At 45.5% G+C, this 23,618-nt stretch carries 20 protein-coding genes; 11 read left to right on the forward strand and 9 right to left on the reverse strand.

Translation table 11 applies throughout. The features are described from left to right. Positions 1 to 352 precede the first annotated feature (352 nt). Positions 353 to 1,351 (forward strand): hypothetical protein, encoded by a 999-nt coding sequence (locus KDK15_RS04120; RefSeq protein ID WP_257294096.1) that lies wholly within the window; start codon positions 353 to 355, stop codon positions 1,349 to 1,351. A 15-nt stretch (positions 1,352 to 1,366) separates the two neighbouring features. Here KDK15_RS04120 and KDK15_RS04125 read toward each other — a convergent pair whose 3' ends face one another. Continuing rightward, entirely contained in the window at positions 1,367 to 1,990 is a 624-nt protein-coding gene (locus KDK15_RS04125) for a GNAT family N-acetyltransferase (RefSeq protein ID WP_257294097.1), read from the reverse strand. A 234-nt stretch (positions 1,991 to 2,224) separates the two neighbouring features. Here KDK15_RS04125 and KDK15_RS04130 point away from each other — a divergent pair, with 234 nt between their 5' ends. From KDK15_RS04130 to KDK15_RS04145, 4 genes are all read left to right on the forward strand, one after another. Further along, positions 2,225 to 5,656 (forward strand): hypothetical protein, encoded by a 3,432-nt coding sequence (locus tag KDK15_RS04130; RefSeq protein ID WP_257294098.1) that lies wholly within the window; start codon positions 2,225 to 2,227, stop codon positions 5,654 to 5,656. A gap of 184 nt (positions 5,657 to 5,840) precedes the next feature. Next, positions 5,841 to 6,725, forward strand: a complete 885-nt coding sequence (locus KDK15_RS04135; protein WP_257294099.1) for an ankyrin repeat domain-containing protein — start codon at positions 5,841 to 5,843, stop codon at positions 6,723 to 6,725. Beyond that, entirely contained in the window at positions 6,715 to 7,206 is a 492-nt protein-coding gene (locus KDK15_RS04140; RefSeq protein ID WP_257294100.1) for a hypothetical protein, read from the forward strand. The genes KDK15_RS04135 and KDK15_RS04140 overlap by 11 nt, the downstream gene beginning before the upstream one ends. A gap of 86 nt (positions 7,207 to 7,292) precedes the next feature. Beyond that, positions 7,293 to 7,616 (forward strand): hypothetical protein, encoded by a 324-nt coding sequence (locus KDK15_RS04145; RefSeq protein WP_257294101.1) that lies wholly within the window; start codon positions 7,293 to 7,295, stop codon positions 7,614 to 7,616. Between the two features lie 343 nt (positions 7,617 to 7,959). Here KDK15_RS04145 and KDK15_RS04150 read toward each other — a convergent pair whose 3' ends face one another. The 4 genes from KDK15_RS04150 to rsgA form a co-directional block, all read right to left on the reverse strand. Next, entirely contained in the window at positions 7,960 to 10,524 is a 2,565-nt protein-coding gene (locus tag KDK15_RS04150) for a hypothetical protein (RefSeq protein ID WP_257294102.1), read from the reverse strand. A 51-nt stretch (positions 10,525 to 10,575) separates the two neighbouring features. Beyond that, positions 10,576 to 13,116, reverse strand: a complete 2,541-nt coding sequence (locus KDK15_RS04155; protein ID WP_257294103.1) for a hypothetical protein — start codon at positions 13,114 to 13,116, stop codon at positions 10,576 to 10,578. Between the two features lie 319 nt (positions 13,117 to 13,435). Beyond that, a complete protein-coding gene (locus KDK15_RS04160; RefSeq protein WP_257294104.1) occupies positions 13,436 to 14,134 on the reverse strand; it encodes a hypothetical protein in 699 nt (232 codons plus the stop codon). 76 nt (positions 14,135 to 14,210) lie between these two features. Further along, a complete protein-coding gene (rsgA, locus tag KDK15_RS04165; protein WP_257294105.1) occupies positions 14,211 to 15,269 on the reverse strand; it encodes a small ribosomal subunit biogenesis GTPase RsgA in 1,059 nt (352 codons plus the stop codon). 137 nt (positions 15,270 to 15,406) lie between these two features. Here rsgA and orn point away from each other — a divergent pair, with 137 nt between their 5' ends. Further along, on the forward strand, positions 15,407 to 15,946 hold the full coding sequence (gene orn, locus KDK15_RS04170; protein WP_257294106.1) for an oligoribonuclease: 540 nt from the start codon (positions 15,407 to 15,409) through the stop codon (positions 15,944 to 15,946). 433 nt (positions 15,947 to 16,379) lie between these two features. Here the strand turns inward: orn and KDK15_RS04175 are convergent, their stop codons facing one another. Both KDK15_RS04175 and cyaY read right to left on the reverse strand, forming a co-directional pair. Next, a complete protein-coding gene (locus KDK15_RS04175; RefSeq protein WP_257294107.1) occupies positions 16,380 to 16,853 on the reverse strand; it encodes a DUF29 domain-containing protein in 474 nt (157 codons plus the stop codon). A 434-nt stretch (positions 16,854 to 17,287) separates the two neighbouring features. Beyond that, complete coding sequence (gene cyaY / locus KDK15_RS04180; protein WP_257294108.1) at positions 17,288 to 17,755, reverse strand: iron donor protein CyaY; 468 nt, start codon at positions 17,753 to 17,755, stop codon at positions 17,288 to 17,290. A gap of 50 nt (positions 17,756 to 17,805) precedes the next feature. Between cyaY and KDK15_RS04185 the strand changes: the two genes are divergently transcribed. Genes KDK15_RS04185 through xerC form a run of 5 tightly spaced genes read left to right on the forward strand, consistent with a single transcriptional unit; the run spans position 17,806 to position 21,858 of the window. Further along, positions 17,806 to 17,976 (forward strand): lipoprotein, encoded by a 171-nt coding sequence (locus KDK15_RS04185; protein ID WP_257294109.1) that lies wholly within the window; start codon positions 17,806 to 17,808, stop codon positions 17,974 to 17,976. 56 nt (positions 17,977 to 18,032) lie between these two features. After that, positions 18,033 to 19,310 carry a diaminopimelate decarboxylase gene (gene lysA, locus KDK15_RS04190; protein WP_257294110.1) on the forward strand — a complete coding sequence of 426 codons (1,278 nt, stop codon included), beginning with the start codon at positions 18,033 to 18,035 and terminating at the stop codon, positions 19,308 to 19,310. 23 nt (positions 19,311 to 19,333) lie between these two features. Beyond that, on the forward strand, positions 19,334 to 20,164 hold the full coding sequence (gene dapF / locus KDK15_RS04195) for a diaminopimelate epimerase (protein ID WP_257294119.1): 831 nt from the start codon (positions 19,334 to 19,336) through the stop codon (positions 20,162 to 20,164). Between the two features lie 21 nt (positions 20,165 to 20,185). Further along, the gene (locus tag KDK15_RS04200; protein ID WP_257294111.1) at positions 20,186 to 20,914 is read left to right on the forward strand and encodes a DUF484 family protein; all 729 of its coding nucleotides are present in this window, start codon (positions 20,186 to 20,188) and stop codon (positions 20,912 to 20,914) included. A 35-nt stretch (positions 20,915 to 20,949) separates the two neighbouring features. Next, positions 20,950 to 21,858 carry a tyrosine recombinase XerC gene (gene xerC / locus KDK15_RS04205; protein ID WP_306800233.1) on the forward strand — a complete coding sequence of 303 codons (909 nt, stop codon included), beginning with the start codon at positions 20,950 to 20,952 and terminating at the stop codon, positions 21,856 to 21,858. 54 nt (positions 21,859 to 21,912) lie between these two features. Here the strand turns inward: xerC and KDK15_RS04210 are convergent, their stop codons facing one another. Together KDK15_RS04210 and KDK15_RS04215 are read right to left on the reverse strand one after the other, a co-directional pair. Then, positions 21,913 to 23,118: a hypothetical protein gene (locus tag KDK15_RS04210; RefSeq protein ID WP_257294113.1), complete on the reverse strand. Its 1,206-nt coding sequence runs from the start codon at positions 23,116 to 23,118 to the stop codon at positions 21,913 to 21,915. A 181-nt stretch (positions 23,119 to 23,299) separates the two neighbouring features. After that, entirely contained in the window at positions 23,300 to 23,536 is a 237-nt protein-coding gene (locus KDK15_RS04215; RefSeq protein ID WP_257294114.1) for an anion permease, read from the reverse strand. Between the last annotated feature and the right edge of the window lie 82 nt (positions 23,537 to 23,618).

The following is a 23,618-nucleotide window of genomic DNA, read 5'->3' on the forward strand; positions in this document are numbered from 1 at the left end:
TTCCAGGGTGGTGTATTGTATTTAGGACTGGCATAAAGGCAGCTTGAGCCTTGGACCATAACAACGAATGTTGCGCTCGTTGCGGTTTTAATCAGTTGCGGTTTTAATCAGTTGCGGTTTTAATCAGTTGCGGTTTTAATCAAGAGTGCCGTTGTGCTCAAAATGCAGCAGCAAAAACTTTCTGCAAGGAAGCCGGAATGATCCCTCATCATGGAACTTTCATTGGGATTAATGGTCAGATTAAGCAAAGTTTCATTTTGCGGACAAAGAAATACCTTCTGGGCGCTGGGAGCTTTTGAACATGATCTTATGTGGTCATCAACTTAGTTAATTCAAATAAAAGAGATTTTCAATGACTTCCCCCATATCAGCACCAGTTTACCAAAAACTTTCGTACCAAGAACAAAAAGAGCCTGAAACAACAACGGGCGCCACGGCACAGTTTAATAATTTATCGGCTGAAGTTGTTCCACAGGCTTCTACCAAAATACCGCCACCTGATAATTCCCAATCCAGTTTAAAGTTAGAAAGCGATTGTTTTGCAAAGCGTAAGGGCTTGCATTCAGTCATATTGTCATCAGCCCGTCCCCCGCTTGAATTCAACAACATGAAAGAAATTGAATGCCGGGACAACACCCTCATTTATCGGGACTTGTTGAAATACCACCGGAATGCCGATGGATTATTGCAGGAAGAGGAGTACTCGGGATGTGGCAATACCGTGAAAGAATTTACAGGTGTTTATGTTTTCAATGATATTGATGACTGCCAATTTCGTCCACATAAAAATTTTGGTCCAAGCGATCCCCATTCAATACATGCTGGTCAATTTGACGATGGCACATTTTTCCTCCTGGCGTTGAATCCGGCCCTGTGTAAAATGCACTTTGAATACGATTCTCACAATAATGTCGGGTACTTTGGTTCACCATATCTCACTTGTAGTTCCGGAAGCAATACCCATTCCCTCTATTGCGGAAAGACCTATCAAGAGGCAGTAGAATCTTTTGAACTGGCTTGTAAAGGTTCCATTGTAGCTACCAATATCAGGGAGTCGCTGGGATTTAGGTCTGACTCTATTGGCACGACGCTCGAAGCACAAAAACCAGAAAAGCCTGAAGCCATGGATATTGATGCACAAAGAAAAGCCAACTTGCTGTGGGCCGCAGCGAAACATATACAATACGGGCTGGATATGGAGATGACACCTGAGCTCAAAGAGGCCTTGGCCGAAGTAAAACTGGCAAAACCGATGCTTGATTTTGAAACTTTTCTGTCCGAAAACAAAGATATGTTTCCCCCCACTCTACAGACCTTTTTTGATGAACTGAAACGAACTGGTTCTCTATAAATCAGGTAATCTTTGTTAAGCCTTTTTAAAAGGAACTGGAGATAATATTTGAGCTTCAGAATAGGCGAGATCATAGCATTCTAATGTTTTATGACAAGCATGATCTCGCTTAGCTATTGATAATTTCATTAGTGGTAGAGGACAACTCAGGTTATATCTCTTAAATCCATTTTTTTCATAAAATAACATAACATCAGATTCACTAATTAACGTTACATTCAGGATTTTCTTGATTGAAGCCACTTGTTTAATTGACTTCATCAATAATGTTCCCACCCCTTTTCCTTGGTCAGTTTTTGATATAGACACATGTTCAACATTTATTTCTTGCGCCGAAATATTAAACTCAATAAAAGCAGACATAACACCATCGGAAACACGAGTAAGCTCGAAAACTCTATACGTTTCATTTTTAACAGCTGTTCCCTTGTTTAACTCTCTCTTCATTATTTTCAGATCATCATGGCTAAATTCACTATTTCGGTCCGAACAATATTTCCGATAATAAGATTTTCCAGAAACTTTGGGCACAACGCTTAACTTAAAGCCTTTAAACTTAGCCTCCAGGATAAGGTTGTTTGGCAGAGAGATGTCACTTACAGCATTTGTGCATAATGCACTATCTATTATTGGGTTCATAAATCAAGTCAAAAAAAGTTTATTTACTTATAAGACCCATTTTATGTACTTAAGTTCCAAAATTAACAAAACCAGTGTCCAGGAAAACTGATGTCAGGTCTTGAATGTTTTCAAAAACAAAGAGTTGCATCCAACACGTCAAGCGTAATTAATTCCATGGAACCAAACCAGATTAATTATGTCTGATTAATAAAACATTCCCAGATATTACATGCCGTTCTTTAAATAATAATTATGCAAAATATCGATAACACATTGACTCCGCCCTCTTACCCCCGGCCTGCCCCTGAAGGATGCACCACTCAGCGCCGCCTGGAAGGATTGGCGGACACAGACTCAACGACTGCCACGGCTTCTGCAATCAAACCAGAATTTCATTTCCTGAGTAGTGATAACATCAATGGCCCGGAATACTCTCAACCCAGTGATTTTTCACTGGCTGAAAGACAGACTGCGACCAGTACAGTCGATAAAACGTACCATACACCTGAATTGACCTCAGCTTCTGACCAGAGCCTGCCGGAACAATCATCAGCCATAAGTCCTGTCTCCGACGTGTCCATGAAACCTCTGACTGATGATGACACCATTCTGGGTACTCTTCCCTTTTTCCAGATAACACTGCCCATACCTCAGGAAATTACGACGGAGGATGTTCAAAACTTCAAGGAAGAAGTATCCATCTATCAAATGGAACTTGATCAAGAATTCTTCGATAGAAAGTTTCTTGATACAGATGGTCACCAGTTCCATAGCTTAATCTACAATAGATTGGCTTCGCTCAAGCATCTTGCTGATAAATATCAAGTATTCAAAGACAGTTCATACAAACTTGTTGATTGGTATAACACAAGAAAATTGGCTTGCAAAAGTCAATATGCCGTATTGTCCAAACAGCTGTTTTTGAGCGACGATATGTGTAGCGTAATACTGCAGCTGGCCATGCAATATCGTGTTCTCGACAAAATGTTATGTCGATGGGCCTCCGAGGCTGATTCCCCGGACCAGCAATCAATCAGCTTTCTGAGTGAATCTATTGTTTGCCATTTGTCATATGTCTGTTGTGTTGTGGAGAGCATGATAAGATACGCTGATTTCAACAGCCATATCGCCCTTCGGGCACCAGTAAAACCACGGAAGAACCACTCAATTTTGCATGCGCCCCCACGGGAATGCCCTAACTTTAAGCCACATGGCACTGGTATCCTGAGTGAAGGGATCAGCAATCTGCTCACTGCCATTGCCACAGGGACATGGGAAATCCTGAACAGGGAAGATCCTCAAGGTTTCCTGCATATCGCCTCTGGATGCCTTTTCAGCTCAATTGATCGATACAGGAAAGAAGGGGGTGACCACAAATTCCAACCAGTCTGCGTTGACCAACAGGCGATTGGGCAACATCTATTTTGTGCAGAGTTATTCCATGCAGCTTTACTGGCAGGACGATGGGATGAGGCCGGTAAGGCTTTTGAAGCAACCACTCGAACAGTTTTCCATAATGAGTATTCACTGGAGCCGGTTATTCAAGCACTTAATCACAATAATAATACGGCAGGAATCAACATCGAAAGCTGGCATAATGATCTTAATGAATATACTCAATCCCGACCCTACCCCCTTAGCTTTTATTTCACCCTTGGGCTTGATGCTGCTTCTATTTACCTGAGTACCCTTCTTGCTCACAAGGAGAGTGACACTGAGAACCAGTCACCGTTAATAAAGGTAATGAAGACGGAAGAGCTAAAACAAATACTGGATGTTCTGGATCCATGGGCAGACCAGTTGCAGGAGCTTGGCTTATTGACCAGTGATGCAATGGAAACCTGTAAATATCACCGCCGTTTATCTCTCGCCTGGCTAAGATTATATACTCTGACCAACAATCAAGAGATCGCCATCAGGAATAGCTTTCATGAGGCCAAAAAAGTCATCATGCAACATACCGCCTCGGATGGGATATCAAATGACAATCCGCAACAGCTTCCTGCATACCTGAAATCCCGGCTGACACAAATACTTCTCCAGAATAATGATATTTTACAGCTCATTAATAAAGAGTGTGATGCATTCAATCCAGACATTAACATCTCAGCACTGGACAGAGAATCCTGTGAATGGCTAATTACTATTTTTGCAAACAATGTACAAACACCGCACACCGAATTATTGCTAACATTCTTTCGCTGCAGTTATTACTGTGCAATGCTCGTTGAGCATATTTGTGAATGCGCTTCAATATTCAGTGATCTGGAGAACTGCCTTACCAGCATTCATACAAGTGATGCATCACGCTCACTTAAGGTGACCAAAGAGAAATGGAAAGAAAAAATCAGAGCAAATGCTTCCGGGATAAAAGAGAAAATTGATCAATTTGATAAGATCAACCAAAATTTCAAACCCTGTTTCAAAAATGCTTTCAGGCACTTAAACAAAATCCGAGAACACGTCATTAATGGACAAGATAAATGCCTGAAAATTGTGCTATTCGAGTCAATTCACGCTACTTTATACCACGGTTTGCAACAACTTCAGCATTTGAATGCTGCTCTGGTTACCGTTAGCAGTAAACGGATCGACATTCTCAAAAATGAGTTTCCAACTATTGCCAACCTTGAACAGACTTCAGCTTGTTGTGGAAAAAGATTGAAAAAAAATATTGCTTTCATAGCCGACTGCGTAAAAGACCTGAATAACTCTAAAGAGCTATCATTAGCCAAAACCACCGATAGTCATAAACCGAATCCAGTCCAGATTAAAAATGGTCAATTTAACAATCGAGTCAGCGATCACAGTGATACTCTGGCAGGTTTTGCTGCAAACAAAACGTTCAGTTTATTAGATACTCCGGAGACCCTCAAGACAAGAGCTGATTTTCATAAGCAAATAGCCAGCGAAGTGCAGGCGTTGCAACATGAAGGTTTGCCTGTGGTCTATCTGGGGAGCCGTGCTTATCAGACGCAGATTCAGTCACTTTGGGGGAATGAGGCATTTGAGCTGGCAACCGGCAGCGATCTGTTACCAGCCGTAATACCCCGGGACGTTATTAAACGCTCAGTCACGCCAAGGGACACCGATCTTTTGGTACTTGACCAAGGGAAACTCAGTGAAATCAAAAAGCAGCTCTGCATCCGTCTGAAGGAAGCTGCCAAGATAGACGACAGCGTACCAGGCAAATATCAACTGATTATTCCCAACGATGACGAGAAGTTTTACTACGGCACAAACTGTTGCTGCTGCAACCTCATTATTTCTTTAAGTGGAAGTTATTTCAGGAAAGACTGGATTTATGTTGTTGACTTGATCACCCCGATGGACTCTGGCCCGTCAACACTGCTAACTTATGATTCCCCCGTGCTGCCTTCAGGTGACTCGACCCACGCCAGGCCACTTACCAGCATTATGATCGATGAACTCAACCTGGCAATCGGTCAGGCTGTTAGCGTTAGCTATGTCCGTTCACTGATAGCAATGGCGCGCATTAATGTCCTGGCAGTCCTTGAATCTTTAGAGCCAAAGCTTGATCCCGTATCAGGCATTGTGCTTATGCATGTTCTGGAGCGTCTTCAGAATAGTTACCCCGATCCAGCCCAGGACAAACTGGCCAGCATTCTGCGCTCCAGGGCATTTAATATGGTTGCTGATGAAGGATCTAATGAAACCGGTTAAAAAATCGCTGTTATATATGGTCCGCCCAACATTATTAGGAAAAGTTTTCGATCATGACTAAAAAGTAATGAGCTATATTGATTTTCTGTCCGATCAGGAACTTTCAAAACGTTTATCTCTCTAACAGGGGTTCTGTCATATTACCCTGATGTTCACGGGAGGTAGCGTGGGCCCAGCAGAAAGATTGTCGAGTTCGCTTCCGGTTGCCCCTAACCATCTGTCCAGCGACCACTATCCAGAAGATCAGATTACTAACCGCCAATTGCCAACCGCTGGCAACCAGCTTGAACCAGGCACGATGCCCAGACTGAACGATCGTAAAGTGACGCCTGCTGAACCGTCTGCTTCTGAACTGAACGGACAACCGGACGGAGTGGATACACTGTCCAGTGTATTAGCCCAATGTTGTTTAAGCGATGCAGTTCTGTCGGCAGGTGACTTGAACACAATGGATTGTGAGGGATTTACACCGATGACCAGAGCAGCCTATTTTAATCAGCCCGAGCGTGTTAAAAAGCTAATTCGTGCAAAAGCCGATGTGGACCTGGCCGATAATGCCGGCTGGACGCCCCTGATAGCGGCTGCCGACCAAAACTGTACGGAAGTCACCAGTATACTATTGGCTGCGGGTGCGGATATTGAGAAGACAGATTCGATGATGTTCGGCCCCTTGCATGCTGCTGCTGAAGTTGGCAATGAAGAGGTTGCCCAGATGCTGTTAGTGGCCGGAGCGGATGTTGAAGCGGTCAACAAGTACGGTTCGACACCACTGATGTCCGCCTGCCGCAAAGGAAATAAAAGTGTGGCTGAACGACTTGTACAATATGGTGCTGATATCAATGCCAGCAACTGTCGAACCTTCACCTCTGTCTTCCAGCTCGCCTGTTACTATGCTGCAGAGTCCAGAAACACTGGTCTTCTCCGTTTCCTGATCCAGCAAAGTGTGGAAGTCTTCACACTTGACCACAATCATTGGTTTCCGCTGCTGACTGTCATAGCAGGTGGTCTTTCCAGTGAGGTAGAGTTGATCCTGAGCAGGGGGGTGGCGCAAAGCGATCATGGGTTATGACTCCCATGTATTTTACCTCGCAGCCCTCAATGGTGAGGATGAAATACTCAGAATTCTGTTTCAACAAATACCTGATAAAACCACTGCGTTTCAATGCATTGCCAAGGTAACCTCACTCACAGGAAAATTTCTTGTGGAAAGTCCACTGCGCATTATCGACAGGAACTTTACTGAGATTTTATCCATTGAGAATGTTGTGGATCGTCCCTGTTCGTTAAAGCATTTGTGTCGGACGGTCATCAAACGATATGCAGCCACTGATCAGTATGCAGTTCTGAATCAGTTGCCATTGCCCGACAGTCTGAAAATATACTGCTGGCAAATTCCTGTTTGTTTGTATAATAAAAATGACGTTTCTACATGGTCTGAATTTGTGGAATCGCAACGCGTTGCTGGTGCAGATGTTGATAATGTGGGTAGTATTACTGCTGTCCGGTTAAGAAGGAAAAAGAAAAGCAGGAAAAGCAGTGTCAGGTCTTGAATCTTGAATGTGTTCAAAAAGAAAGACCCAGCTTAATTGTTCATACGTTCAGATAAAAAACCCATGGAAAATTTGCCATATCCGAAATGATGACTAGTCTCCCTGATGCCCCGGAGAAAAAATTCTCTCAGGGTGAAAGGCATACCGTTAGAGCAGATAGCAAAGTTCTCTCCCTGAACACTTCCTCCGCCCCCGAAAGTAAGAGAACTGGCTACTCCGGAGTTTCCAGTACCATGCGTGGCGGCTTGTATGCAGGATTGCTGACGAGTGCAGTTCTCGCCAGCAGCAATAGCAGTAGTGCTTATGGTGGTAGCCACGATGACTACTGTGGCTATAGCGGTGGTGGCTATAGCGGTGGTGGTGGCTGCAGTGACTTTGGCTGCAGTGACGGTGGCTTCGGTGGGTTTTGATGATTGGTAATCAGGACTTGCCTGGCAGTTCTTGTGGTAACAATAAGAGGCTGTTTGAGAATAGCGAGAAAAGCAAAACCGGTAGGTATTGCATCTTGAATATGTTCAAAAAGAAAGACCCCGGTTTACTTTTGCCTTGTCTAATCGTATGGGTAAAGGAATCTCTGCAAGGTTCCTACAGCCCGGTGTAAGTGGACATTCAAGCTATTCTTCTGCTGAAAAGCCAATGAATGACTGCAATCAATGCATTAAGCTGATGAGGTGTCAGCCCAGTTAACGGATAAAAATCCATTTTACCTCCCTGGCACGTTGTGCATATGCCCTGGATAAGCATCCGTTATGGCTACCTTACATCACGTTGTACATTGGTAAACGTAAATTCCTTTCTATCTACTGATTCCAAAAACTCATCAAAATAATCGAAAGGTGCTCTTCCTTCAAGAAGTTTCACTTTTTCACCTCTTGTAGAATCCACGCGGTGGTATAGAGGTAGCTCCATCTCGTCAGCAATTTCCCGTGCGGCATCAATGAACAATAAATCACTTTTATCGGGATAGCCCATCTCAAGAAATAACACAGGGCAATCATCCTGATCCAACACCATGCGAATAACACTTCTGCTAAGGATATTTCCTTTTTGGTTCTTTCTGACAATCATGGCATTGCGTCCATCCATCACATAGCTCATCAATCCCCTGTTTAAACACGGCATGCCCTCCGGTGATTGACAGGTTTTAACTTCAAGCCCGCTGATAAAAAGATCCCAGGGGTCTTCTGTCAGCTCCAGGGTTTCTCCCCGGGACAACAGCTTGTTTCTGGTTTCCTCGCTGAAGTCACTGAAGTTCGCCCCCCAACCTGCTGTGAATTCCGGGTATTTCCGGTAAACAGCCTGCAAGTGTGGATTGTTCAGCGGTGACTGCCTGGTCTCAATAAAAGTTTTGTTAACACTGCTCTCTATAAACTCATGGATAAGGCCTGTCATTTCTGCACTCTCGATTCCTTTACAATATTCTGTGATTGATAACATGTAAGAAGGCAGGAGATGGGAATATCGTTGTTTCATTAACCATTGCCAGACCTTATTACTTTCTCCCTCTAAAGCGGCAGCCCCTTTTTCAGCGATCAACAATGGTAACCCTTCCTGCTGACAGGTTAAGCCCATGCTGCCCAGAGTTTCATTAAACCTGTCTCCTGTTATGAATGTTATTTGAAGCAAACCCAGTTTTTCATAGGTAAGACTTTGGATGAGCTTGTCCAGAATCTGCATTAACACTGCCTTATTGGTAACCATGCTGTCCCATGCCTGCTCGAGAGTAGCCAGCCACTGATAGAAAACCTTGCCATCCTTCATCAGTCGCTTGCAAGTGCCGGAAGCTTGCAGAGATTTACAGAGTTTCTCAAAATCATCTTCTGAGATTATATCGGGTACAAATCCCAGCAATTGCAGCGGGGCCAGTCGCAAATGATCTCTGCAACTGGCTCCGGGCTCACCAAGTATTTGCTGTATTTTCGGGCTACTCTGAACCAGATGAATCAGCCCTTTGATCAGATAGGGAATACTTTTTTTATTGCCATGTCTCATGATGGCCATGACAAAATGATCCAATACTGAAGTATTCATTTTTTGTTTGGCTGATTTGCAAACTGCAATGATTATCAAAAGTCGATGCACCTCCGCTTTGATATCGGGCTTCTGTTCAGGTAGCGATATAGCAGCAAATTTGCTTTCCAGATGCTTAACTGCAGGAAGTAATGCCTGTGAATATTCCGGGGCCATGTTATCAATATTTGCTCTGAGTGCCTTTAGATAAGGGTCCAGCGTTTTTTGGCTTTCAAGTAAAGCAAACCCGTTGATATCACTGAGTTGTTTGAACTCTTCAAAATCTAAGACGACATTTGTTTCAGGCGCTGTCAATATATTTGCCACGGTATCAACATAACGGCAATAATCGATAGAACCCGGTTGTTTCGACAAATAGGCCAGCTCTTTAACAATATGCCAGATGCTATCCGAATCGACGGTATACAGAACAGTTCTAATGTACGACGTTAACTCATCAATATCAGCCTGCTGTGAAAAACCGGAACAGGCTGCATACAGGTACAGCAATCGTCTTGTATAGAGTCTGAAATCTTTATCATCATCGCCTGATAAACGGCCATTCTCGTCAATTCCCGGGATAAATTTTGTTCCAATATTATCAACTTCGATCAACAGCTGTCTGGAAAGTTCGTTGTTTTCCGATTCAAGGATTTGCCTGATCTCCAGAAGCCCGTCCTTGACCGTTTTATCAGGGGTTAATGCTGTCAACCGCTCATTAATGACATTGTCCTTCCCGGCCAGAGAAGGCGTATCAGGAAGACGTTGCAACAGGTTCTTTGCCTCCTCTAATCGGGTGGATAAAGGAATCCCCGGAATTTCCCAACAGCCCTCTAGAATTGGACATCCACGCCTTTCTTCAGCAGCCAACATAATCCGGAGTTTTTCAGAATCACTGAAAGCATTTGTTTCGAATAACTTTTCTACCGCTTTTATCGAAGATGTCCAAACATTTACAATGCACTCAAGAAAAACGGCGCATAACACCTCTTTGTTTGGTGACTTTTCTATTGCCTCATAACGGAATGTTTCCACCACTTCACTGGCAGCCTTTTGTATCGCTTCAGCTTTTGAATCGGGTAGTTGTGTCTTAATATCAGGCTGAAGATTAACCAGCCGTTCAAATAGCTGTTTACTTCCAGCGTTATTGCAGGTTTGCTCTGACAGTTCGGTGACGCCATCGTGCAATTGTATCTGCCTGCCAAGGTACTGAATGGAATCATCTTCCGCTGAAAAGCCAATGGATGACTCCATGATCAATGCATGCAGTTCTTGAAGTGTCAGACCATTTACCTGATAAAAATCCATTTTATCTCCCTGGCACGTTGTGCATATGCTCTGGATGTGCATCTGTTATGGCTACTTTACATCACGTTGTACATCGCTTAAAGTGACTTCTTGTCGGTTCTTAATATTTTTAAACGAGTCAAAAAAGTCGAATGGCGCTCTTCCTTCCAAAAGTTTCACTTCTTCGCCTTTTCGGCAACCCACGTGGTGGTAAAGAGGAAGCTGCATCTTTTTAGCAATTTCCCGTGCGGCATCAATGAACAATAAATTACTCGCACCGGGATAGCCTTTCTCAAGAAATAACGCAGGGCGATCATCCTGATCCAACACCATGCGAATAACACTCCTGCTGAGGATATTTCCTTTGTTGTTCTTTCTGACAATCATGGCATTGCGTCCATCCATCACATAGCTCATCAGTGCCATGTTAAAAGAATTATAACCTTCCGGTGATTGACAGGAGTTAACTTCAAGTCCACTGATGAAAAGGTCCCAGGGGTCTTCTGTCAGCTTCAGGGTTTCCCCGGGAGACAACAGCTTGTGTCTGGTTGCTTCGCTGAAGTCACTGAAGTTCACCTGCCAACCTGCTTTGAATTGGGGGTATTTCCGGTAAACGGCCTTCAAGTGTGGATTGTTCAGTGGTGACTGCCTGTTCTCAATAAAAGTATTGTTAGCACTGCTCTTTATAAACTCATGGATAAGGTCTGTAATTTCTGTTTTCCTGATTTTTGTCATATGTGCCAGGTAATATGGCAGGAGATGGAAATATCGTTGTTCAAATAGCCATTGCGAGACCCCCTTACTTTTTCCCACGAAGGCGTCAGCCCCTTTTTCAGCGATCAACAATGGTAATCCTTCTTTCTGACAGCTTAAGTCCATGCTGTTCAGAAATTTATGTAAACTGTCACCCATTTTGAGTGTCATGTGAAGCAAACCCAGTTTTTCATAAGTCAGACTTTGGGTGAGCTTTTTCAGGATCTGCATTACCGAAGCTTTATTCATATCATTACTGTTCAGTACCTGCTCAAGAGTAGCCAGCCACAGATGGAAAACTTTGCCATCTTTCATCAGTAGCCTATTGTCGCGAGAAGATTGCAAAGATGTATTGAGTTTCTCAAAGTCATCTGCTGAGATTATATCGGGCATAAATGCCAGCAATTGCAGCGGGGCCAGTCGCAATTGTTTTCCGCCCTTGATTCCGGGGTCACCAAGTATTTGCTGTATTTTCGGGGTACTCTGAACCAGGCGGGCCAGCCCACTGATCAGATAGGGAATATTTTTTTTATTGCCATGTTCCATGATGATCTTGACAAAACGATCCAATATTGAAGTATCTATTATTTGTCTGGATGATTTGCAAGCGGCAATCACCAGCAAAAGTCGATGCACTTTTGCTTTGATATCGGGCTTGCCTTCAGGTAGTGAAATAGCAGCAAATTCCAGTTTCAGGTTGTCAACTTCAGTGAGTAATACCTGTGAATATGCCGGGGTCATGTTAACAATGTTTGCTCTGAGTGTCTTTAGATAAGGGTCCAGCGTTTTTTTGCTTTCCAGTAAAGCAAACCCGTTGATATCACTGAGCTGTTTGAGCTCTTCAAAATTTGAGGCACCATTTGTTGCAGGTACTTTCAATATATTTGCCGCAGCATGAATATAACGGCAATAATCGATGGAGTCCGGTTGTTTCGACAAATAATGCAGCTCTTTGGCAATATGCCAGATGCTATCTGAATCGGCGGTATACAGAACAGATCCAATGTACGACGTTACTTCAGCAATATCAGCCTCCTGTGAAAAACCCGAACAGGCTGCATATAGATACAGCAATCTTCTTGTATAGGTTTCGAATTTATTATTATAAAAGTCTGGTAAAAGGCCATCCTTGTCAATTCTTGGCATGAATTCTTCTTCAATATTGTCAACTTCACTCAACAGCTGTCTGGAAAGCTCATTGTTTTCCGATTTAAAGATTTGCCTGATCTCCAGAAGTCCATCCTTGACCCTTTTATTGGGGGGTGCTGCCAAAAGTTCATTAATTATATTGTCCTTCTCTGCCAGAGAAGGCGTATCAGGAAGACGTTGAAACAGGTTCTTTGCCTCCTCTAATCGGATGGATAAAGGAATCCCCACAAAGCGCCAATATAGCTCTGAAAGTGGCTCTACCTTTTCGTCAGCAGCCAACAAAATCCGGAGTTTTTCAGTCCAGGTTAATGAATTTGTTTCGGATAACTCACTTACCATTTTCAAAGGACCAACACATCTCATGCACTCAAGAAAAACGGCACATTGCACCTCTTTGGTTGGTGACTTTTCTATTGCCCCACAATGAAATTCATTCCACAGATTACTGGCGGCCATCTGTATAGCTTCAGCTTTTGAACCGGGTAGCTGTGTCTTAAGATCGGGTTGAATAGTAACCAGCCGTTCAAATAGTTGTTTGCTGCCAGCGGTATTGAAGGTTTGCTCTGACAGTGCAGTGATGCCATCATGCAGTTGTATCTGCCAGCCAAGGTACTGAATGGAACCATCTTCTGCTGAAAAGCCAATGGATGACTCCATGATCAAAGTAAGCAGCTGTTGAATTGTCAAACCATTTAACTGATATAGATCCATTTTACCTCCATGGCACGGTGGGCGTATGCTCTGGATGAGCATCCGATATGGATGCATCACGTTGCACATTGGTAGTCGTAACTTCCTGATTGAGTCAAACCGAATCAAACATATATTGGACTGTTAATCCAATAATTAGTTCCATCCATTGCCATGGCCAAGTTCAGGTTAAGTGTTGGCACATTTCCCGGGTAGTGGTCTATAAGTAGGTAGAGTAAAATTCGGGCTGAAAATTCAGTTCGGTTTAATTCGCCCATGGGGAATATTGATCAGAATAAGCATTCTGTGGTTAAGAGAAATACCCAAAAATAAAGAGTTGTCATAGACAATGATTTTTATTGACGGAAAGTAACCGCTCAAGGGCTTCACATTTTTTATTAATGCTACTTATTTCCTGTAATAGATGATTGTTCTCTAACTCCCATTTCGTTTTTTCTACTTGCATTTTTTTTACTTCATTACTCATTAAGTTTAGTGTAATTATTTTTTTTCCTCTGCTTACTTCAGCATAACCTTTATTTTTCTCTGTTCTTCGAATATATCTCACAAATTTTCCTTTTTCTTCATTCCCTTCTTTCCTGAGAAGCTGATTAAGCTTTATAAGTGATATCTCAGCAAGTTCCTCACGAGTATATCTTCTATCTCCAATATCAATGTGCTGATCAAGTTTTCTCTGTGCATTTTGACCAGATAAGCCAGCTGGATTATAAAGTTCTATTGGGATACTCGCTTGCCCTGATCCTGAAGGCTGTGGGCTCTGTCTACCAGTAATCTGATTTTCAGGCGTGGTTATTTTACACCTTTTCTTGCCGAGGTCTGGAGTGATGGGCCTTTCATCAATTGCTTTGCGCTTATTTATTCGCAGGTCTACCGGCCCTTCTGGAGTTGTTACCGCTTTGAAAAATGAACTTGAGTCCCATATTTTTTTCTGCTGTCCACCCATAGCCTCTGAGCTGTGCACTATGGAGTTGAATGTTGAAGTAGTGGTGGTGGTAAAAGAAAAATATGCTGAATTCATTTTTTTTCATCGTTTACTATTAATCGAATGACTTAGACAGATTTATAGTTCTAAGGTTCCCCTCCTCAATAGTTCGTTAGTCCCTTGGGAATTGTTTCGGAATAAGTTCCAGAGAGTTCAGAATATTCTGGTAGCTGTCCATTCTTTCCTGCAGAATATCGCCATTCAAAAGGGCCTGGCGAATAGCGCAACCCGGTTCCTGTTCATGACTGCAGTCCCTGAATTTACAATGCCCGATAAAGGGGCGAAACTCCTTAAAGCCGTGTAGCACATCTTCAGGTTCCATATGCCACAGTCCGAATTCCCGAATCCCCGGGGAGTCGATCAGCATACCACCGACCGGGAAGTGGAAAAGCCTGGCTGCCGTCGTGGTGTGGGTACCTTTACCAGTGCTTTCAGACAGCGGGCCGACCCTGGTATCAACGCCGGGCAGAAGTGTATTGACCAAAGAAGACTTACCGACACCGCTTTGACCGAAGAAAACACTGGTATGTTCATTCAGAAGGCTCTTGAGTTCATTAAGCCCATCTTCCGTCCGGGTGGATGCTTTAAGTACGCGGTATCCAATACGCTCATAGTTAATCAGCATATCGTCAATCTCTTTAATAAATGATTGAAGGCTCGCTCCACCTTCCAGCAAATCGGTTTTATTCAGCAGGATGACCGGTTCAATACCGACGGTTTCCGCAGCAACCAGATAACGGTCAATCAGGTTCGAATGAGGAACAGGAACCGGAGCGATGACCAGAACAATGTAGTCAATATTGGCGGCAACCGGCTTTAGCTGTCCTCGCATATCCGGTCTGGATAACAGGCTGTCACGGTCCTCAAGTGCCACTACAACCCCCATGCCGCCTTTGCTGGAGGCTCTCCAGACAATACGATCGCCGGTCACCAGTGGTGGCAGATTGGCCCTAAGGTGACAGCGATAGGTCTCACCGGGTTTGCCAATGGGTTCGATATCCAGCTGTGCGCCATAGTGGGCAATAATCAGCCCCGGTTGCTCTGGCCCCAGGGAGTCATCCTGAAGTTCCAGGGTAATCTTATCCTCACGCTTCTGGGCGCGGGCTTTGCGTTCTTCCTGAATTTTCTCAATGCGCCAGCTTTGTCTGCGCGTTAGTATGCGCTTACTCATGATGTACGGTAGAGAGCCTCACTGTAAGTTTGGAAAGTATCATAAATTTGTGTTGGGCTGATTTCGCTGCAATTATGAATGAAGTAGACTTATTAATGAACAGTCAAATTTTCTAAACTGTGACTACCGGGTGTTGGATGGCTAAATCGGATAATCTTATATGGATCGACCTGGAAATGACGGGCCTGGATCCGGTAAATGATCGGATTCTTGAGATCGCGACAATTGTTACCGATGGCCAGTTAAATATTCTGGAGGAAGGTCCGGTGCTTGCTGTTCACCAGAGTGATGATGTTCTGGATGCCATGAATGAGTGGTGTGTTAACACCCATGGCGCCACAGGCCTGACTGATCGGGTAAGAGCCAGCACCATCAGTGAAAGGCAGGCTGAGCAGATGACGCTGGATTTTCTCCGCCAACACGTTGACCAGGGCATTTCGCCAATGTGCGGTAATTCCATTGGTCAGGACCGCCGTTTCCTCTGGCATTATATGTCAGAGCTGCACGATTACTTCCACTACCGGAATATTGATGTCAGCACCCTGAAAGAGCTGGCTCGTCGCTGGCAGCCGGAGTTACTGAACCAGTTTTCCAAGAAAGGTATTCACCTTGCGCTGGAAGATATCCGTGAGTCTATTGATGAGCTTAGGTTTTATCGTCAGCACTTTATTAAATAGCGCTTAGATCGTGTTTTTTTTATGGTTTATTCTTTTCCCTGATTAATCAAGGAATCCATCCTATTTTTTGATTATTTGATATCACTTGCTGATTAATTTTCATCCTTGCAGTAGCAAAAAAAATCATAAGAAGATTCGATTATGTAATGTTGACCTTTGTACAAATACTTCGGACACTTTTTCTCAAAAATATCCTGTGACGTGTAAATCAGCGAATGAGCTATAAACACCCATTATTTATTTGGTGATTCAAATAATTCGAGAACAACATAGTACAGAATACTTCGGATGCTAAATGATGAAAAACTAATGGACAGCCTCCTATCAGCAGCTCAGCAGCTCAGCAGCTATGGAGCCATTACTGCATGAAAGTGTCCGAAGTATTGTTCCTGATAGGGGGGAAAGACGGTCATGTCCTTCGTGGTTTAAAACCCTATTCCGGCCCCGGCGGAAACCCATCCGTCATAATCTGCTCCATGGTCCACGGATTGGTATCCGGGAATTCATCCTCCGGTATCTCCAGCTCCCGCGAAGCATCCCGACAGGCAATGGGGTAACATTCCAGCAGACTCTCATCCAACAGCCCGTACAAGCTGGGGTTTTTCATCAACAGTCGTTTAACAATCGCCCGTTCTTTTTCCAGGCTGTAATCAATCACCATAAACCAGCTGCGATACCAGCGATTTAAGGTATGCAGGTCTTCTTTGAAAGTCCGGATCTGCCATTTGAGCAGAAGAACCAGTATCCGGGTCAGATGATTTTCCAGCGTGTTGACTTTTTCCTGGCCAAGGTCGTCTACCTCCTCAATCAGGTTCTCCAGGTCCAGAGCCCGAAACTTGTTTTTTTTCAGTAAATCAATTTGCTGACGGGTCCACTGATAAAAGTCCGTTTTGTACAGGTTACTCATAGTGATGATCTCCCGATGCTACTGATGTTTTTTCAAGAGCTCCAGTGTTGTCTCCAGCAATCTCCTGCAGCCCCCTATCGCAGCTTCTGAGCCATCACCCAGTGAAGCAGAAGGCTTTTATTGATCAGTCCCAGAGCGTATCAGGATGATATTGACTGGGAGTGGGTGACAGCTTGGGGTATTGAGTTTAGATAAGATTGATGAGCAGATGATGATGGTTCTGGTTCTCTAATCTTGTCCTGATGGTAAAGAACCAATACCAGAGGAAGCTGTCACAAACCGGCTGGAGTATAGGCCATGAATGTCATGCCATGGGAATTTTGACAATAAATAAAGGTTCCGCAGTCCCCTTCCGTATTTATCAGATCAAGTTCTGGACCGGGAAGTTAACGAAAGACTGTTCCCAAGGGAAAGGGAGGCCTTTAAATAGCTCTCTAAATAGATAGCTGGACAGTGTCGCCGGTTTGTTCGGTGAGGCAGCGGTTGAGCACCGCGAGAAAGGTTTCTCCCCGGCCATCGAGCAGCCAGTCACCCTGCTCTTCATCATAGTCAAAATGGAATCCACCACTGCGGGCGGCCATCCATAGCTGCAGCAGCGGTGTTTGGCGGCTGAGAATAATTTTGCTGTTGTCTTCACAGGTTAACGTGAGAATGCCTGCTGACGTTTCATAGTCAATGTCCAGTCCGGCATCGTCTATGGCGTCTTCGATGGCCAGCATCAGGCCATCAAGAAGTTCGTTATATTGACGCTCTTTCATTCCTGTCTCGGTGCAATTTAATCTGAATGGGCGAATTTTAGCCTGCTTCCGGCGTTGCTGATAGAACCTTCGATGTAAAGAAAGCGCTGCCACCACATGCAGAGTCACCTCAATACTTAAATGAAATATTCGGGCTAGAGCCATCGGTAATTAGACAGTTATACTGTGGCCTAATCAGAATTAAGGATCAGATTATGAGATTGTTAACTGCTGACCATCGGCTGAAAACTTCCGCATTGGCCGCTGCTGCGTTTTTCGTGCTGCTGCTCACAGGCTGTGGTCAGAAAGGTGATCTTTATCAACCAATATCATCACTGGCCAGTACTGATGCGTCGGTTGTTTTGGAAGAAAAAGTTGTTGAATAAAGAGAAGTTTTGGTTAATTACATCAATTAATACGTGAAATGGGGAACAGTCAACTTATGGAGTGGTTTACTTTTCAGCCCTCTGAACCAGCGACCGGTAGCGAGCTGTTTGCCGAACAGATTCCGGTGCAACAGCTGGCCAGCCAGTACGGTACGCCTTTATATGTCTATTCCAGGCAAGCCCTGGAAGCCAGCTATCAGGCCTATTATCAGGCAATGGCCGACAGCCCCCATTTGATTTGTTATGCGGTAAAAGCCAACAGCAACCTGGCGGTGCTTAATGTTCTGGCCCGGCTGGGGGCTGGCTTTGATATTGTCTCTGTCGGTGAGCTGGAACGGGTGCTGGCGGCTGGCGGTGATCCCGCTAAGGTGGTTTTTTCCGGAGTGGCCAAGCAACGACATGAGATTCGCCGGGCGCTTGAAGTGGGTGTCCACTGCTTTAATATTGAATCAGAACAGGAGCTGGAGTGTATTCAGGAAGAAGCGCTGGCGATGGCTAAAGTGGCCCGCATCTCTCTGCGGGTAAACCCGGATGTGGATGCCCAAACTCACCCGTATATTTCTACTGGCCTGAAAGATAATAAGTTCGGCATTGATATTAACCGGGCTTCTGTCGTTTATGTCCGGGCTGCTGAATTAAGCCATATTGAGGTGGTTGGCGTTGATTGCCATATTGGTTCCCAGCTGACCACTACCGAGCCTTTCCTGGATGCGCTGGATCGTCTGCTGCTGTTAATGGATCAGTTGCAGGCTCAGGGTATTCATTTGCAACATCTTGATATAGGCGGTGGCCTGGGGGTTCAGTATCAGGATGAGACGATTCCTTCGCCTGCCGATTATCTGGTATCGGTCAAACAGCGGCTGGTTGAGCGGGGCTATGGCGATGTGATGCTGGTGGTGGAACCGGGTCGATCCATTGCCGCCCAGGCGGGTATCATGCTGACCCGCGTTGAGTTGATCAAAGCTACAGAGCAGAAGCATTTTGCTATTGTTGATGGTGCCATGAATGACCTGCTGAGACCGTCTATCTACAGTGCCTGGCATACCATTGTGAATACGGTGCAGCACGCTGATGTGGATAGTCAGGTGTATGATATTGTCGGGCCTGTCTGTGAAAGTGGCGACTTCCTGGGTAAGGCGCGGGATCTGGCCATCCGGGAAGGTGATCTGCTGGCGGTGTATTCGGCGGGCGCGTACGGTTTTGTTATGAGTTCCAACTACAACACCCGCAATCGAGCCGCAGAAATCATGGTGGATGGCACTCAATCTTTTGTGATCCGTCGCCGGGAAACCGTTGCCGAGCAGTTTGCCTCAGAAAGCCTGCTGTCGTCGTAAAGTATCAGGAAAGAATGAACTATATGTTGCTACATTTCACCAAGATGCATGGGCTGGGTAACGACTTTATGGTGGTCGATATGGTGTCCCAGAACCTGCGCCTGCCGCCGGAAAAAATCCGCCGCCTGGCGGACCGCCGGTTTGGGATCGGCTTTGACCAGTTGCTGCTGGTTGAGCCCCCGACCAATCCTGATATGGATTTTCGCTACCGCATCTTTAATGCCGATGGCAGTGAAGTGGAGCAGTGTGGCAATGGCGCCCGTTGTTTCGCCCGTTTTGTCCGGGACAAAAAGCTGATTGGCAGAGACCGGATCCGGGTACAAACCGCAGGGGGCAACATTGAACTTAATATTCAGAGCAATGGCGAGGTTTGTGTGGATATGGGGATGCCGAGGCTGGACCCTGAGCAGGTGCCGTTTAATGCACAGCAGCGTTCAACGACCTATCCCCTGATGGTTGGTGGCCAGGTTATCGAGGTTTCGGCCGTGTCCATTGGAAATCCCCACTGTGTTTATCGGGTGGATGATGTTCACAAGGCGCCCTTGGAAACCTGGGGGCCGATGATTGAAGCCCATCCGGACTTTCCCCGGAAATGCAATGCCGGATTTATGCAGATTCTCAGTACTGATGAAATTAACCTGCGGGTATTTGAGCGTGGTGTTGGTGAAACGCTCGCCTGTGGCACCGGTGCCTGTGCCGCTGTGGTAGCAGGACGCCTGCAAGGCTTGCTGGGCGATACCGTTAAAGCGAATTTGCCCGGCGGTAGCCTGTCTATTTATTGGCCGGGAGAGGGCAGTCCGGTTATGATGACAGGCGCAGCAACCCGGGTTTATGAAGGATACACCCGGCTATAAATCTACTAAGGGCCAAAGACAATGACCGAACAGATCGTCGAAGCAGACAAGGAGCAGCAGGAAACGCCTAATCAACCGAAAGCTCTGAAACCCAGACAGGTTGCCAACTTTCTGAGAGAACATCCTGATTTTTTTGTGGGCCGTGACGATCTGCTGCTGGATCTGACCCTGCCCCATCAGCGTGGGGATGCTATCTCGCTGGTTGAGCGTCAAGTGGTGTTGCTTCGGGAACGGGCCCTGGATTATCGACATCAGCTGGCGCGTTTGGCAGACAATGCCAAAGCCAATGAAAAGCTGTTTGAGCGTATGCGGCTGCTGGTATTGTCCCTGCTGGAAAGCAGGGATCTGGAACAGCTGGTGGAAGTGATCGGTGACAGCCTTAACCATGAGTTCGGTATTGAATTCCATTCGTTGATTCTGTTCAGTGACCAACCGATGAACCTGCCCGTGAGGATTGAACATACCGACGTGGTGGTGGAAGCCCTGGGTTCCATCATGACCCGTGGTAAAGCCATTTGTGGCCAGGTGACTCAGGCGGAGCTGGACTTCCTGTTTCAGCAGCAGGCCGACAATGTAGGCTCGGTGGCCATTGCCCCCCTGAACTATGCCCTCAGTGAACCGCAGCAGCTTGGGGTTCTGGCGTTGGGCAGTCAGGATAAACATTATTTTAAGGCCAGCATGGGCACCCTGTTTATCAGTTACCTGGGCGATATCCTGAGCCGAATTCTGGCTCGACAGCTTCATTCATGAGTCACTCTTCTTTCGATTCCCCGGGCAATAGCGGCCTGCAGCAGTCAGTGACTGCTTTTATGGATTACCTCCGCTATGAAAAGCAGCACTCACCCCATACGTTATCTGCCTATCAGCGTGATCTTGCCCGTGTGATGCAACAGGCTACCGCCAATGAAATTCAGGAGTGGAAAACGATTACCGAGAAGCAGTTAAAGCACTGGCTGGGACTTTGGTATGAAGAGGGTTTATCCAGTCGCAGCCTGCAGCGGCTGATCTCAACACTTCGTGGTTTTTATCAGTATCTGTTAACCCGGGGCGTGGTAGCCAACAACCCGGCACAACTGCTTCGGGCACCGAAAACCGGTTGGCCTCTGCCGGTGACCCTGGATGCTGATCAGGTCAATAACCTGTTGGATGATCCCCATGGTCAGGCGGAGGGTGATCCGCTGAAGTGCCGTGATCTGGCCATCCTGGAGCTCTTCTACTCGTCAGGTTTGCGCCTGGCCGAGCTGGCGGCACTGAATATTGACAGCTTTTCCAATGGGTTGTCGCTGGTGAGAGTGCTTGGGAAACGCAGTAAAGAGCGAATAATCCCGGTGGGCAGTAAAGCCCGGCAGGCGGTGCAACACTGGCTGACCTTCCGGGAGCAGTTTGTTCGGGGAGAGAGTGGTAGCGCTCTGTTCCTGTCAAAGTTGGGCAGGCGCATCAGTACCCGACAGATTCAGAATCGTATCAAAGAATTTGCCCGGGAAGCGGGTATGCCGGTGGGGGTTCATCCCCACATGCTGAGACACTCGTTTGCCAGCCACCTGTTGGAATCCAGCGGTGACCTGCGCTCAATTCAGGAACTGCTGGGGCACAGCGATATCTCCACCACCCAGATCTATACCCATCTGGATTTTCAGCACCTGGCCGCAGTGTATGATAAGGCTCACCCAAGGGCGAAGAAGAAAGACGATTGAAGGGAAGAATCCCGGATGGTGAATTCTGCTTCAGGTTGATCCGGTACGGGCAGTTTATAATGCTTCCAGCCTGGCTATGGCATGGGAATTACCCGCTTTTTTGGCATAATCAAGCGCAGTATTGCCGGAATTTCCGGATGAATTAAGATTAAAATCCAGCTCGTTTGCATTATCATACAAGTAATCGAATACGCTGTTGGCTTTATAATAAGCGCATTGACGAAAAGCGAGGCCAAATTCTGATTGGCTGATACTGTCGGTTATCTTTTGTTTGGGTAGTGAAGCAATCTCTGAAGCATGGATTAAACCGTTTAACTTAATATTATGTACTACCGTTTTAATATCCTGCATAGCTTTTACCGCATTCTCATCACTCTTGATTTTCCGCTCAAAAGATTCAAGCTCATCATCGGAAATCGGGGGGTAATCATTACTCCCTGTAAAAAAAACAGAGTGGTGTCCGAATAACCCAAAGTTGCGAAAAATTTCTTCAGAGGTTGTATTTAACCCATTACCCGGAATGACCCGATTATTAAAAGGATCGACAAAAATCAAATTTGGTAGTTTTTCCTGTAACAGGAAAAAAAAATCCGCAACATCCATGGCAATTTCAGGTCGATTTTTATATTCAACACCGTATTTAGCGGTAACGGTATTTAATTGATCAAACAACCGCACCATAGACTGGTTATCGGCAATTAACAGCATACAATGTCCATCATGTGGAGTATCACTGTTGCGTCTGTTAGCAAATTGGAGCGTCCAGATAATATCAGCGGGAACACCTGCTTTTAACAGGTTTTGCTGGCACTGATACATTTGGGGGCCACAATCACCAAAACCGTTTTTTGAAGAGAACTTGAAATATATATCGCTATTTCTGATGAGGTTTACATCATGGTTTTGTCGAAATATTCCCTGTAAACACTGGTAGCCCTTACTCATTTTTGCCACCTGCCCGGTCACAAAAGTACCGTGTTGTAATGTCATCCTTAACAGATCGACCGGCTTCAGGCTGGGATAATCGATGCCAAAATCCTTGATAAGATGGCTGCTTCCTACCACTTCATTGCGAGTTGCCGCAACGACATGGTTGAGAAACAGGTCATTTTCTGCGATGTCCTCAACCTTGGTGGAAAAGCCACGCCAACACGGAGCGTCAATACTTTTGGAACAATTGGACTGGCCTGCTTCCGATGTCGGTAATGCTAAACCATGTGCTATTGTCGATTCGCTATTTTGGCAGGCTGATGCTTGCATAGATGCTGCTCCACACAAAAAAGTGACTAATCGCAAACATATGACAACTCAAATTGAAGACAGTTCACTTGGAGGCTGACGGGGATTGACTGTTACCGCAGCAGGGCTGTCTATGCTCAGACAGCCTCATTGGAGTTTCCCGGACTTGATCGGCGGGCCTGGGTTAAGTCTGGCAGTCGTTTCAGGCCAGGCTGGCGCCAATCAGGAAGTAACCCACCAGGGTCACCAGCAGAATTCCCATAATATTCAGGGCAAAGCCAGCACTCATCATATCGATTATTGCCAGTTTTCCTGAGCCAAAGACCACAGCGTATGGCGGCGTCGCTACTGGCATCATAAAGGCAAAGCTGCAGGCAAGCGCTGCCGGTGCTGCCAGCATCACCGGGTCAATGCCCAGAGTCACACCCAGGGCACCCATCAAGGGCTGTTTGTTTGTTGTTTTTCGTTAATGTCTGAGTGTTTTTGGGATTTAACAGTCCGGCATCCACTTTATACAAGAA

The sequence above is a fragment of the Endozoicomonas sp. YOMI1 genome (genome assembly GCF_024606345.1).
In the GTDB taxonomy this organism is placed as follows: Bacteria; Pseudomonadota; Gammaproteobacteria; order Pseudomonadales; family Endozoicomonadaceae; genus Endozoicomonas.